Here is a 15,820-nt window from a genome sequence, read left to right as displayed (position 1 = left end):
CGCGAGGCACGGTCATGCTTGTAGCTGAACCGGCACCTGCTAAGGCCGTCTAGTGTATGCGGCGTGAACAGGCGGATATTGACGTTGATGGTGGCGCTGGTACCGATTGTGGTGTTCGGGGTGCTGCTAGCGGTGGTGACGGTGCCGTTTGTGTCACTGGGCCCCGGCCCCACCTTCGACACCCTCGGCGAGGTCGACGGCAAGCAGGTTGTCCAGATCGAAGGTACCCAAACGCACCCGACAACGGGTCACCTCAATATGACGACCGTGTCTCAACGCGATGGGCTGAGCCTGGGTGAGGCCCTGACCCTGTGGTTGTCCGGGCAAGAGCAGCTGGTGCCGCGCGACCTGGTGTATCCGCCGGGTAAGTCGCGCGAAGAGGTCGACAACGCCAACAGTGCGGATTTCAAGAACTCCGAGGAAAGCGCCGAGTACGCGGCCCTGGAGTACCTGAAGTACCCCGACGCGGTGACGGTGGCCACCGTGAGCGAGCCCGGTCCGTCCGCGGGCAAGTTGAAGGCCGGTGATGCCATCGACGCGGTCAACGGCACCGCGGTGGCCAATGTCGAGCAGTTCACCTCGATCTTGAAGGACACCAAGCCCGGCGACGTCGTGGTGATCGACTTCCGCCGGAAGAACGAGGCGCCCGGCGTCGCGCAGATCACGCTGGGCACCAACAAGGATCGCGACTACGGCTTCATGGGCGTCGCGGTGCTCGATGCGCCGTGGGCGCCGTTCGTGGTCGATTTCCACCTCGCCAACGTGGGCGGCCCCTCGGCCGGGTTGATGTTCAGTCTCGCCGTGGTGGACAAACTGACCACCGGCGATCTGGTCGGTTCGACCTTTGTGGCCGGCACCGGAACGATCACCGCCGACGGCAAGGTCGGCCCCATCGGCGGCATCACCCACAAGATGGCGGCGGCCCGGGCCGCCGGCGCCTCGGTATTCCTGGTGCCGGTCAAAAACTGCTACGAGGCGGCCTCCGATACGCCCAGCGGCCTTCGGTTGGTGAAGGTCGAAACGCTGGGCCAAGCGGTGGACGCATTGCACGCCATGACCTCGGGGACAGCGACGCCGAGTTGCTAGCACCAGGGGATGCGTAGAGTTGTGACCGTCTAGACAAATCTCTAGCAGCCGGTCGGGAAACGTCTCGTGGAACGACGGCCTTCAAAACGGCGCCAGCCAAACCGAGCAGGGAGCGTAGCTAGTGGGGATGCGGCCCACCGCAAGGATGCCGAAGCTGACTCGGCGCAGCCGGGTTTTGATCTTGATCGCTTTGGGTGTGATCGCCCTGTTGTTGGCGGGTCCGCGTCTGATCGACGCATACGTGGACTGGCTGTGGTTCGGCGAGCTTGGCTATCGCTCGGTGTTCACCACCGTGCTGGTCACCCGATTCCTGGTTTTTCTGGTGGCAGGAGTGCTGGTCGGCGGCATTGTCTTCGCCGGGCTGGCGCTGGCCTACCGCACCCGCCCGGTTTTCGTGCCGAACAACGACAACGATCCGGTGGCGCGCTATCGCACCGTCGTGCTGGCTCGGCTGCGGCTGTTCGGGATCGGGATTCCGGCGGCGATCGGCCTGTTGGCCGGCATTGTCGCCCAGAGCTACTGGGTTCGGATCCAGCTGTTCTTGCATGGCGGTGACTTCGGGATCACCGACCCGCAGTTCGGCAAGGACCTCGGCTTCTACGCCTTCGAGTTGCCCTTCTACCGACTGCTGCTCAGCTACTTGTTTGTCGCGATCTTCCTGGCGTTCGTGGCCAACGTGGTGTCGCACTACCTGTTCGGCGGCATCCGGTTGACCGGCCGCAGCGGCGCCCTGAGCCGCTCGGCGCGCATTCAGTTGGTCAGCCTGGTCGGGGTGCTGGTGCTGCTCAAAGCGGTCGCCTACTGGTTGGACCGCTATGAGCTGCTGTCACACACCCGCGGCGGCAAACCGTTCACCGGCGCCGGATACACCGACATCAATGCCGTGTTGCCGGCGAAGCTGATTCTGATGGCCATCGCCGTCATCTGCGCGGCGGCGGTGTTCTCGGCGATCGTTCTGCGCGACTTGCGGATTCCCGCCATCGGTTTGGTGCTGTTGCTGCTCTCGTCGCTGATCGTCGGCGCCGCCTGGCCGATGATCGTCGAGCAGATCAGCGTCAAACCCAATGCGGCGCAGAAGGAAAGCGAGTACATCAGCCGAAGTATCACGGCGACGCGGCAAGCCTATGGGCTGACCTCAAATGTGGTGACGTATCGCAACTACACCGGCGACGGCGAAGCGACCGCACAGCAGGTCGCCGCCGACCGCGCCACCACCTCCAACATCCGGCTGCTCGACCCGACGATCGTCAGCCCGGCATTCACCCAGTTCCAGCAGGGCAAGAACTTCTACTATTTCCCCGACCAGTTGTCGATCGACCGCTACTTCGACCGCAACAACAACCTGCGTGACTACGTGGTCGCGGCGCGCGAACTCAACCCGGACCGGCTGATCGACAACCAGCGGGACTGGATCAACCGGCACACCGTGTACACCCACGGCAACGGATTCATCGCCTCGCCGGCCAACACCGTTCGGGGCATCGCCAACGACCCGAACCAAAACGGCGGTTACCCCGAGTTCCTGGTCAACGTCGTGGGCGCCAACGGCACCGTCGTGTCCGACGGTCCGGCGCCGCTGGATCAGCCGCGGATCTACTACGGGCCGGTCATCTCCAACACCCCCGCCGACTACGCGATCGTGGGCAAGACCGGTGCCGACCGGGAATACGACTACGAGACCAGTGCGGACACCAAGAACTACACCTACACCGGTAGCGGGGGAGTGTCGGTCGGCAGCTGGATCTCCCGCACCGTGTTCGCGGCCAAGTTCGCCGAGCGTAACTTCCTGTTCTCCAACGTGATCGGCTCCAACAGCAAGATCCTGTTCAACCGTGATCCCGCGCAGCGGGTGGAGGCGGTGGCGCCGTGGCTGACCACCGACAGCGCGGTCTACCCGGCGATCGTCAACAAGCGGATGGTTTGGATCCTCGACGGCTACACCACCTTGGAAAACTACCCGTACTCGCAGCTGACCTCGCTGTCGTCGGCGACCGCGGACTCCAACGAGGTCGCCTTCAACCGGCTGCTCCCGGACAAGCAGGTCTCCTACATCCGCAACTCGGTGAAGGCCACCGTCGACGCCTACGACGGCACCGTCACGCTGTACCAGCAGGACGAGCAGGATCCGGTGCTCAAAGCCTGGATGCAGGTCTTCCCCGGGACGGTCAAGCCCAAGGGTGACATCAGCCCGGAGCTCGCCGCACACCTGCGCTACCCCGAAGACCTGTTCAAGGTGCAGCGCATGCTGCTGGCCAAGTACCACGTCAATGACCCGGTGACCTTCTTCTCCACCTCGGATTTCTGGGACGTGCCGCTGGACCCGAACCCGACCGCCAGCAGCTATCAGCCGCCGTACTACATCGTCGCGAAAAACATTGCGAAGAATGACAATTCGGCGTCATATCAGCTGATCAGCGCGATGAACAGGTTCAAGCGCGACTATCTGGCCGCCTATATCAGCGCCAGCTCGGATCCCGCGACGTACGGAAAGATCACCGTATTGACCATCCCGGGGCAGGTCAACGGTCCCAAACTGGCCAATAACGCGATCACCACCGATCCGGCGGTGTCCCAGGACCTGGGTGTGATCGGGCGAGATAACCAGAACCGCATCCGCTGGGGCAACTTGCTGACTCTTCCGGTGGGCCAGGGCGGGCTGCTCTACGTCGAACCGGTGTATGCATCCCCGGGTGCCAGCGACGCGGCCTCTTCGTACCCGCGCCTGATCCGGGTGGCGATGATGTACAACGACAAGATCGGCTACGGCCCCACCGTGCGCGATGCGCTCAACGGGCTGTTCGGGCCGGGTGCCGGTGATGCCGCCACCGGAATCCAGCCCACCGAGGGCGGAGCACCCGCCAATGTTCCGCCCAACAACGCGCCCTCGCCGGAGGCGCTACCGGGAACGCCGCCATCACCGCCCACAGCGGTGCCGCCGGCTCCCGAGGCGTCGGTGACGCTGTCACCGGCCAAGGCCGCGGCCATGAAAGAGATTCAGTCGGCCATCGGCGCGGCGCGTGATGCGCAGAAGAAGGGCGACTTCGCCGCCTACGGGGCAGCGCTGCAACGGTTGGACGACGCGATCACGAAGTTCAACAACACCCAGTAGGGGCGGGCTGGGGCTTGCCCTTGTCGCCCTTGTTGCTCTTGTCGCCCTTGCCGCCGCGAGCGTGCGTGTCTGTGCACTGACACGCCGCTTGGGCCGGCATTTTGCGCACGCTGGTGCTGGCCGTGGCCGACGTGGTGGTTGTCGTTACCCGTGCATGCGGCGGGCCACTTCGCCGTAGCGCTCGAATCGCCCAGGGTCGCCCAGGGCGTTGTACATCACCAGGCGGGTGGCGATGCCCCCGTATTTGTCGGTCAGCGCATCGGCCAGCCCATCCCAGCTGGACTCGGTGGCAAAGGCATCGATGTGCTCATCGGAGATCTGGGCCATCATGGCGGGGAAATCCCCGGCTTTCTGCTTTTCCCGAATCCGCGCGGTGGTCCCCTCGAACCCGGCCTCGTCCCAGATGAACGCGTAATTGGGCGTGCTTCCGTAGAAGGCCATGCTGGCGCGCACCGACTCGCGTTCGATCGCACGCTCCTCGTCGCTGTCGCCGACGATGGTCATCACCGGCAGGATGACGGCGATGTCCGCCGGTGAGCGCCCGGCTTTCGCGGCGCCCTTGGCGACGTTGGGCACGACATGGCGGGTGAGGTAGCCAAGCTCGCCGAGCGGATGGATGTGTACCCCGTCGGCCACCTCGCCCGCCATCCGCAGCATCCACGGATTCACCGCTGCGATATCGACTTTGGGGTCGGGGGCATCGATGGGGCCCGCGCTCCATTGGGGGGTGATGAAGTCGAGATCGTAGAACTCGCCATGGTGGTCCAGCGTCCCCGTGCGGAAGGCGGAGAAACACGCCTTGACGGCGAGCACGTAATCGCGCAGGCGCGGGCCGGGGCGTTCAAAAGCCATGCCGTAGCGCCGCACCACGTGGGTGCGTACCTGGGTGCCCAGACCGAGCCGGAACTTTCCGCCCGTCGCCTCCTGCAGCTCCCAGGCCGTGGCCGCGGTGACGAACGGACTGCGGGGAAAGGCCACCGCCACGCCGGTGGACAGCTCCAGGCCGGGCGCGGCCTGTGAGGCGATAGCGGCGTTGAGATAGGCCGTGCGGCCGGTTTCGGTGAACAGTAGACCGGAGAACCCCGCGGCCTGGGTGCGACGGGCCAGATCGCCGATCTGAGCCAATGGTTGCGGGATCGTCATCACATCGATGTGCACGCCGTCACAGTATGCCCGCGAAGCCGTCGCTGGCGATGCCTCCGCGGGCGGTAGTGCCCAAAACGTCCAGTTGAGCGCCGCTGTTGGGTCGTCTTGCCGCGGGCCGGATTGTTTGTTCGGTGTCGGGCGCCGACGGCGCCGCGTTTCCAGGCGTTTTCGGGCCGCGCGGGCCGCTGAGCGTGCGATTTGGAGAGCCCCGTACGTGTTCGGTAACCTTGCATTCACCAACGCGGGGTGGAGCAGCTCGGTAGCTCGCTGGGCTCATAACCCAGAGGTCGCAGGTTCGAATCCTGTCCCCGCTACCAGCGGAAATGGCCCTCGGAGGAGACTCCGGGGGCCATTTTCATTGGCGTCCATCGGACGACGATGGATGTGAGGACGGGCCGGTTGGTTTTGCCGGCGTAGAAGTGCTCGGATGCGGTAGCTGGTGAAGCCGCAGCCGATGCGTTTGATCAGCTTGTTTACATATTGAGCGAGTGCAACCACGCGTCTTCCCGCGCCAGAGCAACTCGCGACGGCACCCGCCGGCAAGTCCACCGGCGACCATCTGCCAGTGTGGTGGGCATGACTGCAAAGAAGCCTGAGATCGACTTTCCCGGCGGGGAGCCGCCCACCGACCTGGTCATCACCGACGTCGTGGAGGGTGACGGTGCGGAGGCTACCTCCGGCAAGACGCTGGTCGTGCACTACGTCGGGGTGGCCCACTCCACCGGCGAGGAGTTCGACGCTTCCTACAACCGCGGTGACCCGTTGATGTTCAAACTCGGCGTCGGCCAGGTCATCCAGGGTTGGGATCAAGGCGTGCAGGGCATGAAGGTCGGCGGCCGCCGACAGCTGCATATCCCCGCCCACCTCGCTTACGGCGACCGTGGCGCCGGAGGCGTCATCAAGCCCGGCGAGTCGCTGATCTTCGTGGTGGACCTGCTCGATGTCAGATAGCAAATGAGACCAGGCGAACATTCGACAACCTCTGGCCGCTAGCCCAGCGGCCGCAGGTTCGAAATTCGGTCCCCGCTACCAGCGAAGATGGCCCTCGGAGAGACTCCGGGGGCCATCTTCATGCGTTCTGCGAGCGTGACCCCGGTGCATTCGCGCCGGCGAGCGCGCCTGACCCCGCAGCGGCGCGGCCACTACCTACAATTGCCCAAGCCCGCCGACGGCATGTTCCAAGAGCGCCGGCGGGCGTGAGTGGCGCGTAGGTCATCAGCTCGATCGAGGGTGAAGTGGAGGGCCGCGATGGCGCATGACGCGACCGCGCATGACCCGGGCGAAAACCTGGACCGAACCCGACTACCGCTGCCGGATACACCGACCGGCGGCCATTCCGGCAAGACGGTCGCCGAGTCGAAGATGGCGACCATCACCCCCATCCGGCCCCCGCAGGGGGCGCCGAACGTGGTGATCGTGCTGCTCGACGACGTCGGCTTCGGCGCCACCGCAACATTTGGTGGGCCGGTTGAAACCCCGGCCGGTGACGCGTTGGCCCAGGAAGGGCTGCGGTACAACCGTTTCCACACCACGGCGCTGTGTTCGCCCACCCGGGCCGCGTTGCTGACCGGCCGCAACCACCACGTCGTCAACACCGGAACCATCACCGAGTTTGCCACCGGCTACGACGGCTACAACTGCATCATCCCGAAATCGGCGGCGACCGTAGCCGAGACGTTGCGACAGAACGGCTACAGCACAGCGGCTTTCGGTAAATGGCACAACACTCCGGTATGGGAAGTCAGCGCGGCCGGACCGTTCGATCGGTGGCCCACTGGGATGGGCTTCGAAGAGTTCTACGGATTCATGGGGGGTGAAGCCCACCAGTACAACCCGGGTCTGTATCACGGCACCACGCCGATCGAACGACCCGAAGACGCCGAGGACTATCACCTGAGCACCGATCTCGCCGATCGCATGATCGAGTGGGTCCACCGGCAGCGGGCCATGGCGCCGGACCGGCCATTCTTTGCCTACTGGGCGCCCGGCGCGACCCACGCGCCCCACCATGTGGCGCCGGAGTGGAGCGATCCGTTCCGGGGCCGCTTCGACCAGGGCTGGGACGTGCTGCGCGAGGAGATCTTCGCCCGGCAGAAGCGGTTGGGGGTGATTCCCGCCGATGCCGAGCTGACCGAGCGCCACGAGTCGCTTCCCGCGTGGGACTCGCTGCCCGAGCAGCGCCAGCGCATCGCATCGCGACTGATGGAGGTGTATGCCGGGTTTCTGGCCCACACCGACCATGAGGTCGGGCGAATCATGGACGCCCTCAAAGAGATTGACGTATGGGACAACACGCTGTTCATCTACATCATCGGTGACAACGGCGCCGCCCCCGGGGGCGGGCTCGGTGGCGTCTTCAACGAAATGGTCACCCTCAACGGACTCCAGGAGGACGTCGATGTGGTGCTGTCGAAGATGGACGAGATCGGCGGGCCGAGGGCCAGCAACGAGTATCCGGTCGGATTCGCCTGGGCCATGTGCACGCCGTTTCAGTTCACCAAGCAGTTCGCCAGCCATTTCGGCGGCACCCGCAACCCGATGATCGTGAGCTGGCCCGCGCGGATCACCGACCGCGGCGGGCTGCGTTCGCAGTTTCACCACGTCGTGGACATCGCACCCACCATCTTGGAGGCCGCGGGTATCCCCGCACCCGAGATCGTCAACGGGGTGGCGCAAAAGCCCCACGACGGGATCAGCCTGATGTACACGTTCGACGACGCGGAGGCCGCCGATCGTCGCCGCACCCAATACTTCGAGATCGGCGGTCTGCGCGGGATCTACCACGAGGACTGGATGGCCTGCACCTACCACGGTCGCATCCTGTGGCGACCGGGGGCGCTGCCCGCGTTCTCCGACGATCGCTGGGAGCTCTATGACCTGTCCCGCGACTACAGCCAGGCCGTGGACCTTTCGGCGCAATTCCCCGACAAGCTCGAGCAACTCAAGGCGCTGTTTGACGCCGAAGGCGTGAAGAACAACGTCTTTCCGCTCGATGACCGGGGCCGCCTCGCCCGCGCGCTGGAGCCCCGGCCCACGATCTTGGGATCGCGGACCTCGATCTCATTCCGCCAAGGCGCCACCCGCATCCCCGAAGACATCATTCGCAGCGCCTTCAATCGGTCGTATTCGATCACCGCAGTCATCGACACCCCCGGCGGCAGCACGGTCGAAGGGGTGCTGCTGGCGGCCGGGGGATACTTCGCCGGCTTGTCGCTGTATGTGCAGCACGGGATCCCCAAGTTCACCTACAACTATTTCGGGTCGACCTACACCACCGTCGCGGCCACCGAGGCCCTGCCCGCCGGCAAAGCCACCGTGGCGATGGAATTCGACTACGACGGCGGCGGTCTGGGCAAAGGGGGACTGGTCAGACTGCTGCTCAACGGACGCGACGTCGGGCAATCTCGCATCGAACGGACCGTGCCGCTGGGCTTCAGCGCCGACGAGGGCGTCGACATCGGCATGGACTGCGGAACCCCGGCCGCAGACACCTACGAAGGCACCTTCGTGTTCAACGCCACGATCGAGCAGGTGACCATCCAGTTGCGCTGATCCGCCGGCCGATGCGGCCACTCCGGCGCGACTGTTGCGGAGTCCGCCACGGCCCGCAGGCCTGGCCGGTATTGTCGACGGCGTCCCTTTCCCGGTTGGCTTTGGCATGCAGATGGATATCTCGACGGCAATTTCCAGTCCCGAGCTCGAAGCGCTGTCCCGCCGATACGCGGCAGCGGTCGATCACCGAGACAGTGCTGCCCTCATCGAGGTGTTCACCCCCGATGCGACGATGCGAATCCACCGCCCCGGACGCGAACCCGCACTGCTCACCGGTCACAGCGAGCTAGCGGGGATCATCACCATCGTGGCGCGCTTCCCGCGCACCGTACACCTGGTGGCGCAAAGCCTCTACGTCATCGAAGGGAAGACGGCCAGCGGCGAAGTCTATTGCACCGCCAACCATTTCAGTGAGAAGCAAGGTGCCTGGCGTAACCACGTGATGTACATCCGCTACCTGGACCGGTATCTGCTCGGCGGCGACGGGGCGTGGCGGATCTCGCACCGCACCGTCGCCATCGATGCCACCGAGGACCGTCCCGTGTCGATCACCGAAGGCGGGGCATGACCTCGGTGCAACTGTCGATGGGGATCCCCTCATTTTCGGCCGAGCCGCCACCGAGCTGGGAACACCTGACCGACTGGGCCCAACTTCTCGAGGGCTTTGGGTTTGATCGAGTGCTGGTTTCCGAGCACATCGCGTTCGGCGCGCACATGGACGCCTACGCAAATCCCGCGACGGGGGGAACCGCCGGTGGCCGCCAGCCCACCGGCCCGGACGGCCACTGGTTGGAGCCGCTGACCACGCTGACTTATCTTGCCGCTCGCACCGAACGAATCCGGTTGGGCACCAACATCCTGCTCGCCGCGCTGCGGCCCGCGGCGGTGTTGGCGAAAACCCTGGCCACCATGGATGTGCTGTCAGGTGGGCGCATCGACATCGGTGTGGGCGTGGGCTGGCAGCGCGAGGAATACGAGGCCGCTGGTGTCGACTTCGACCGCCGCGGGGCGGTCCTGGATCAGACCCTGGAAGTGTGTCAGCGCTTGTGGCGGGAGAACGAGGTCAGCTTTGAGTCTGCGGGGCTGAATTTCGAGCGGATCCATCAGATGCCCAAGCCCGCGCAGCCGGGGGGAGTGCCGATCTGGGTGAGTGGGACGGTCAACCGGGCGGTCGCCCGCCGGCTGGCGCGCTTCGGAGCGGGCTGGATTCCCTGGGGTCCCGACGCGCGCGATGTCGCCGCGGGAATCGCGCGGATGCGCGCGGCGGTGGCACATGCCGGTGGCGACCCGAACGGTTTCGGCGTAGCGGGCGCGCTGCGGGTCAAAGCTGATGCGGATGGCCGACCCGACCTGGCCGACGTGGCCGAGCGGGCAAAAATGCTGCGGGACGCGGGCGTCACCGAGCTGAGGATGACCCACTGGCCACTCGCGCCGGAAAACCGCGAACGTGACATCAGCGCCGTCGTCGAAGCGGTGCGCGCCGCCACCGGCGGCTGAGGCCACTTGCGCTGGGGCCCAACGTTCGTCGCCTTAGCCGAGAGGGCGCCCTAGCGCTCTGTGCTGATCGCCGGCGGATAAGGCAGATCGGTGCTGGTGTGCGGATCTACCCGCACCGGGCGGCCCAGGTAGGGGAAGGCGCGTTGCGGGCAGGAGGGGCGATCGCAGATCTTGCAGCCCGCGCCGATGGCGGCGATCGCCTCGGTGTCGGTCAGGTCGACCCCGACGGAGTAGATCAGCTTGTCGGCGTGGGCCAGGTCGCATCCCAGGCCGATGGCAAAGCTCTTCCCGGGTCCGAGGTAGCGGCTGGGCTCGGCGGTGGTGGTTCGGGCGATCCAGAAATAGGTTCGCTCATCGGGCATCTGGGCCACCTGGGTCAGGAACTGACCGGGCCGGGCGAACGCTTGGTGAATCACCCACAGCGGACAGTTCCCGCCGACTCGGGAGAAGTGAAATGCCGTGGCGGATTGGCGCTTGGAGATGTTTCCGGCACTGTCGGTGCGGACGAAGATGAACGGGACCCCGCGGGCGTTGGGGCGCTGCAGGGTGGACAGCCGGTGACAGATGGTCTCGAAGCCGACCTCGAATCGGCGCGCCAGTTGATCGATGTCATAGCGCGTGCTTGCGGCCGCGTCCAGAAACGGCCGGTAGGGCAGCAGCAACGCTCCGGCGAAGTAGTTGGCCAGACCGATGCGGGCCACCCCCCGCGCCTCATCGCTGAGCTGATCGTCACCGGCGATGATGCCGGTGATCAGGTCGGCCTGGGTCAGCAGCGCGATCTGAGTGGCCAGCTGAAAGGCGCGCTGGCCGCGGTTGAGCCAGCGGGCCAGGTAGAGCGTCTTGGACTCTGGCTGAAACATGCGCTTGGAGTTGGGGTTTAGCGACTGCCCATCGTCGAGCACCACGGTGATGCCGAGGTTGTCGCCGAGTAGCCGCGCCAATTGCGCGTCAAGCCCCCCGAGGTGCAGGCCGTGGCGGCCGAACATCTGCTCCGCGGCGATGTCCAACTCGCCGATGTAGTTCTTTCGGTCATAGAAGAAGTCGCGGACTTCTTCGAAGGGCATCGGCTGCCCGGACACCGCCGAAACGTCGGCGGTGGCGCGGCTGTGCAGCGCTTCGAGCTCGGCGGTGGCGTCGTAGAGCCGTCGATGCAGGTTGACCAGCGTCTGTCCCACCGCGGGCATCCGGGCCACCAGTTCCTCGATCTGCGCCGGGGTGGCGGGCCCCTCGGCGAAGACCTCACGCAAGTCCGAGACCAGCCGTGCATCGGAGTCCGGCGCGAAATAGTGGGTCGGCAAGTCGAAACGTTCGGCAAGAGCGAGCAGCACCGAGACCGTGATCGGGCGCTGGTCGTTTTCCAGCTGATTGACGTAGCTGGTCGACAGGCCCAGCGCGCGTGCCAGCGCCACCTGGGTCAGCCCGTGGTCCTCGCGGAGTCGCCTCAGCCGCGCCCCGGCGAAGGTCTTTGGCACGTGTGACACCCTACGCGTACCGCCTTTCACAAGATTTGCAAAATCGCGCCGGTGAGGACACAAAATTACGCCCTTATAGGGCATTTACCCCGAATGTGTGGCTGCGTACTGTGCGGTTTATGCGGATGCACGACGTTCGAACCAGGCGCAGCGCCGAGGACTTCCCACGCCGCGAACACCTGGCGTACCAGATCGCCGAGGTGGCGGCGGACCCGGTCGCGGTGCCCGCCGAAACCGAGGCGATGGTGATCAACCGGATCATCGACAACGCTGCGGTGTCGGCAGCTTCGCTCACCCGCCGCCCGGTGGCCGTGGCCCGGGCGCAGGCACGGGCGTATCCGCGGTCAGACAGGGGCGCAAAGGTTTTCGGCATCACTGGGAACCATGCGCCGGAGTGGGCGGCCTGGGCCAACGGAGTCGCGGTGCGCGAGTTGGATTTTCATGACACCTTTCTGGCTGCCGAATACTCCCACCCGGGCGACAACATCGCACCCTTGGTCGCCGTCGCCCAGCACCTCGGCCTGGATGGCACCGACCTGATCCGAGGCATCGCCACCGGCTACGAGATCCAGATGGCCCTGGTCCGCGGAATCTGCTTGCACGAGCACAAGGTCGACCACGTGGCACACCTGGGCCCATCGGTGGCGGCCGGTCTGGGCACCATGCTCGGGCTGGACCCCGACACCATCTACTCCGCGGTCGGCCAGGCCCTGCACCTGACGACGTCCACCCGGCAGTCGCGCAAGGGATTGATCTCCAGCTGGAAGGCGTTCGCACCCGCCTGGGCGGGCAAGGTCGCCATCGAAGCGGTTGACCGCGCGATGCGTGGGGAAGGGGCGCCGGCGCCGATCTGGGAGGGCGAGGACGGCGTGATCGCCTGGCTACTGTCGGGCCCCGAGCACACCTACCACGTCGCACTGCCCGGCCGCGGTGAACCAAAGCGGGCCATTCTGGACAGCTACACCAAAGAGCATTCGGCCGAATATCAGAGCCAGGCCCTCATCGATCTGGCCCGGCGGATGCGCGGGCGCATCGGTGACTCAGACCAGATCGAGACCATCGTGCTGCACACCAGCCATCACACGCACGTGGTGATAGGCACCGGCTCCAACGACCCGCAGAAGTTCGACCCGGATGCCTCGCGGGAGACCCTCGACCACTCGGTGATGTACATCTTTGCGGTCGCCCTGCAGGACGGCAGCTGGCATCACGTGCGCTCCTACTCGCCGCAGCGGGCGCACCGACCGGACACGGTGGCGCTGTGGCACAAGATCTCCACGGTCGAAGATCCGGAGTGGACCCGGCGCTACCACAGCGCCGATCCGGCGGAAAAGGCATTCGGTGCGCGCGCGGAAATCACCCTCAACACTGGCCAGGTGATCGTCGACGAGCTGGCCGTCGCGGACGCTCATCCGCTGGGGGCCCGTCCTTTTGAGCGCAAGCAGTACGTGGCCAAGTTCCTCGGCCTGTCCGACGGGGTGATCGGTGAAACCGAGCAGCGACGGTTCCTCTCGACGGTCGAGGGCCTGTCGAGCCTGCCGGCGGGCTCGCTGGGTGGGCTCAACCCGATCGCCGATGCGGGGGTGCTGGACCGGTCCCCGACGATTCCGCCCGGGATCTTGTGATGAAAACGGTGTTGGGCACCGCGGTGTCGGCGACCGAGAAGCGCACCGGGTTTCGCGCTGCGCTGGAAAGTGGCCGGCTGCTGCGATTCCCGGGAGCCTATTCGCCGCTCGTGGCCCGATTGGTCGCCGAGATCGGCTTCGACGGGGTGTACGTATCCGGTGCTGCGCTCTCGGCCGACCTGGGGTTGCCCGACATCGGCTTGACCACCCTGACCGAGGTCAGCGCGCGGGGAGCGCAGATCGCGGCCGCCAGCGAGCTGCCCACTTTCATCGATGCCGACACCGGTTTCGGTGAACCGATGAGCGCGGCCCGCACGGTGGCCGTGCTCGAAGATGCCGGGCTGGCCGGCTGCCACCTGGAAGATCAAGTCAACCCCAAGCGGTGTGGGCACCTGGACGGCAAGGCGGTGGTGCCCGTCGGCGTGATGGTCAGTCGGCTGCGGGCCGCGGTATCGGCGCGGCGCGACCCCAATTTCATCGTCTGCGCTCGCACCGACGCCGCGGCGGTCGAAGGGCCCTCCGCTGCGATCGATCGGGCCAAGGCCTACGCCGACGCGGGCGCCGACCTGATCTTCACCGAGGCGCTGCGCACCCCCGCGGAGTTCGAACAGTTTCGCGCGGCGGTGGATACACCGTTGCTGGCCAACATGACCGAGTTCGGAAAGTCTGGGCTGCTGAGCGCCGATGAGCTCCGCGGGATCGGCTACAACGTGGTGATCTATCCGGTGACCACCCTGCGACTAGCCATGTACGCTGTCGAGGCCGGTCTTCGCGAAATCGCCGATGCGGGAACCCAATCCGGACTTCTGAACCGCATGCAGCAGCGTAGCCGGCTCTACGAGCTACTGCGCTACGCCGACTACCAGCAGTTCGACTCCAGCATCTACAACTTCGTCCGCCAAGGAGATCGGCCATGAGCACCCTCGACGACACACCTCGAATCTGTAAGGGCCTGGCCGGCGTCGTGGTCGACAACACCGCCATCTCCAAGGTTGTTGCCGAGACCAACTCGCTCACCTATCGCGGGTATCCGGTTGAGGACCTCGCCGCGCACTGCAGCTTCGAGCAGGTGGCCTACTTGTTGTGGCACGGCGAGCTTCCCGACGACCAGCAGCTGGCATTGTTCATGCAGCGCGAGCGCGCCGCCCGCCGGTTGAACCGATCCATGTTGTCGCTGTTGGCGAAACTGCCCGATACCTGCCACCCGATGGACGTGGTGCGGACATTGATCAGCTACCTGGGGGCCGAAGACCCCGACGAGGACGACAGCAGCCCGAGGTCCAACTACGCCAAGTCGCTGCGGATGTTTGCGGTACTGCCCACCATCGTTGCGGCCGATATGCGGCGTCGGCGCGGCTTGGCACCCATCGCGCCCCACAGCCACATGAGTTACGCGCAGAACTTCTTGCACATGTGCTTCGGCGATGTCCCCGAGAGCGCGGTTGTGGATGCCTTCGAGCAATCCCTGGTGCTCTACGCCGAACACAGCTTCAACGCTTCCACGTTCGCCGCCCGGGTCGTCACCTCCACCCAATCCGACATCTACAGCGCGGTAGCGGCGGCGATCGGTGCGCTCAAGGGGACGCTGCACGGCGGGGCAAACGAAGCGGTGATGCGCGACATGCTCGAGATCGGTTCGGCGGACCAGGCATCGGAATGGTTGCGGCGCAAGCTGGCTCGCAAGGAAAAGGTGATGGGCTTTGGCCATCGGGTGTATCGCAACGGCGATTCCCGGGTCCCGACCATGAAACGGGCCCTCGACCGGGTGGCTGCCGTGCGTGATGGCCAGCGGTGGCTGGACATCTACCAGGTCTTGGAGCGGGAGATGCTGGCCGCCACGGGAATCAGGCCGAATCTGGACTTTCCCACCGGTCCCGCCTACCACTTGATGGGATTCGATATCGGCTCCTTTACCCCGATCTTCGTGATGAGCCGTATTACCGGGTGGACCGCACACATCATGGAACAGACCGCGTCCAACGAGTTGATCCGTCCGCTCAGCGAATATGTGGGTCCGGCCCAACGCACGCTGAAGTTCGCCCGATAGAGACGTTGGGCCGCGAGCGGCTGCCCGCCGGGGCGCCGGACGATGTCAATCAATACGGGATCCGGCGCCGTGGCAGCTGGCGACGGTGTAACGTCGGTCATGAATCCATTGGCCAGGGCTGACCGGAGTGCTTGTTCATAACTGAGACGCCAGGCCGTGCGTGGTTTTGTTTGTCGATCCTCACATGCGTGTGCCGGGTCTACCCGAAGCGAAGGGATCGCGGATGGATCGCCAATTGTCTTGGCCGGGCCAACGGGAGGCGGTACCCGTTCCTGCGCCGCCAATC

General features: G+C 65.6%; 11 protein-coding genes and 1 tRNA gene. 10 read left to right on the top strand and 2 right to left on the bottom strand.

Annotation, left to right across the window (positions count from 1 at the left end):
• Nucleotides 1–63: 63 nt before the first annotated feature.
• Both MMSP_RS21430 and MMSP_RS21425 read left to right on the top strand, forming a co-directional pair.
• On the top strand, nt 64–1,086 hold the full coding sequence (locus MMSP_RS21430; protein WP_036426843.1) for a PDZ domain-containing protein: 1,023 nt from the start codon (nt 64–66) through the stop codon (nt 1,084–1,086).
• Nucleotides 1,087–1,207: 121 nt separating this feature from the next.
• Nucleotides 1,208–4,195, top strand: coding sequence for a UPF0182 family protein (locus MMSP_RS21425; RefSeq protein WP_020788317.1), 2,988 nt, complete (start codon nt 1,208–1,210; stop codon nt 4,193–4,195).
• Between the two features lie 144 nt (nt 4,196–4,339).
• Here MMSP_RS21425 and MMSP_RS21420 read toward each other — a convergent pair whose 3' ends face one another.
• On the bottom strand, nt 4,340–5,353 hold the full coding sequence (locus MMSP_RS21420; protein WP_020788316.1) for a TIGR03617 family F420-dependent LLM class oxidoreductase: 1,014 nt from the start codon (nt 5,351–5,353) through the stop codon (nt 4,340–4,342).
• Nucleotides 5,354–5,581: 228 nt separating this feature from the next.
• On the opposite strand from MMSP_RS21420, the gene MMSP_RS21415 reads away from it, so the two are divergent.
• From MMSP_RS21415 to MMSP_RS21395, 5 genes are all read left to right on the top strand, one after another.
• A tRNA-Met gene (locus MMSP_RS21415) sits at nt 5,582–5,658 on the top strand.
• A gap of 259 nt (nt 5,659–5,917) precedes the next feature.
• The gene (locus MMSP_RS21410) at nt 5,918–6,292 is read left to right on the top strand and encodes an FKBP-type peptidyl-prolyl cis-trans isomerase (protein WP_015354909.1); all 375 of its coding nucleotides are present in this window, start codon (nt 5,918–5,920) and stop codon (nt 6,290–6,292) included.
• A 297-nt stretch (nt 6,293–6,589) separates the two neighbouring features.
• The gene (locus tag MMSP_RS21405; protein ID WP_020788313.1) at nt 6,590–8,893 is read left to right on the top strand and encodes an arylsulfatase; all 2,304 of its coding nucleotides are present in this window, start codon (nt 6,590–6,592) and stop codon (nt 8,891–8,893) included.
• Nucleotides 8,894–9,005: 112 nt separating this feature from the next.
• The gene (locus MMSP_RS21400; RefSeq protein ID WP_231991308.1) at nt 9,006–9,461 is read left to right on the top strand and encodes a nuclear transport factor 2 family protein; all 456 of its coding nucleotides are present in this window, start codon (nt 9,006–9,008) and stop codon (nt 9,459–9,461) included.
• Nucleotides 9,458–10,390 carry a TIGR03619 family F420-dependent LLM class oxidoreductase gene (locus MMSP_RS21395; protein WP_020788311.1) on the top strand — a complete coding sequence of 311 codons (933 nt, stop codon included), beginning with the start codon at nt 9,458–9,460 and terminating at the stop codon, nt 10,388–10,390. Before MMSP_RS21400 ends, MMSP_RS21395 begins: the two co-directional genes overlap by 4 nt.
• A gap of 50 nt (nt 10,391–10,440) precedes the next feature.
• Here MMSP_RS21395 and MMSP_RS21390 read toward each other — a convergent pair whose 3' ends face one another.
• Nucleotides 10,441–11,871, bottom strand: coding sequence for a short-chain fatty acyl-CoA regulator family protein (locus MMSP_RS21390; protein WP_020788310.1), 1,431 nt, complete (start codon nt 11,869–11,871; stop codon nt 10,441–10,443).
• Between the two features lie 110 nt (nt 11,872–11,981).
• Here MMSP_RS21390 and prpD point away from each other — a divergent pair, with 110 nt between their 5' ends.
• From prpD to MMSP_RS21375, 3 genes are read left to right on the top strand one after another with little or no spacing between them, the layout of a single operon-like run.
• Entirely contained in the window at nt 11,982–13,487 is a 1,506-nt protein-coding gene (gene prpD / locus MMSP_RS21385) for a 2-methylcitrate dehydratase PrpD (protein WP_036426841.1), read from the top strand.
• Complete coding sequence (gene prpB, locus MMSP_RS21380; protein WP_015354914.1) at nt 13,487–14,404, top strand: methylisocitrate lyase; 918 nt, start codon at nt 13,487–13,489, stop codon at nt 14,402–14,404. Before prpD ends, prpB begins: the two co-directional genes overlap by 1 nt.
• A complete protein-coding gene (locus MMSP_RS21375) occupies nt 14,401–15,534 on the top strand; it encodes a bifunctional 2-methylcitrate synthase/citrate synthase (RefSeq protein WP_020788309.1) in 1,134 nt (377 codons plus the stop codon). The genes prpB and MMSP_RS21375 overlap by 4 nt, the downstream gene beginning before the upstream one ends.
• Nucleotides 15,535–15,820 lie beyond the last annotated feature (286 nt).

The sequence above is a fragment of the Mycobacterium sp. 012931 genome (assembly GCF_000419295.1).
GTDB lineage: Bacteria > Actinomycetota > Actinomycetes > Mycobacteriales > Mycobacteriaceae > Mycobacterium > Mycobacterium marinum.
Note: the sequence above shows the minus strand (reverse complement) of the source record. Positions and strands in the feature narration are given on the sequence as shown.

Coding starts and splice junctions, on each gene's coding strand:
- MMSP_RS21410 (WP_015354909.1), top strand. CDS start 5,918: ATGACTGCAAAGAAGCCTGAGATCGACTTTCCCGGCGGGGAGCCGCCC.
- MMSP_RS21405 (WP_020788313.1), top strand. CDS start 6,590: ATGGCGCATGACGCGACCGCGCATGACCCGGGCGAAAACCTGGACCGA.
- MMSP_RS21400 (WP_231991308.1), top strand. CDS start 9,006: ATGGATATCTCGACGGCAATTTCCAGTCCCGAGCTCGAAGCGCTGTCC.
- MMSP_RS21395 (WP_020788311.1), top strand. CDS start 9,458: ATGACCTCGGTGCAACTGTCGATGGGGATCCCCTCATTTTCGGCCGAG.
- prpD (WP_036426841.1), top strand. CDS start 11,982: ATGCGGATGCACGACGTTCGAACCAGGCGCAGCGCCGAGGACTTCCCA.
- prpB (WP_015354914.1), top strand. CDS start 13,487: ATGAAAACGGTGTTGGGCACCGCGGTGTCGGCGACCGAGAAGCGCACC.
- MMSP_RS21375 (WP_020788309.1), top strand. CDS start 14,401: ATGAGCACCCTCGACGACACACCTCGAATCTGTAAGGGCCTGGCCGGC.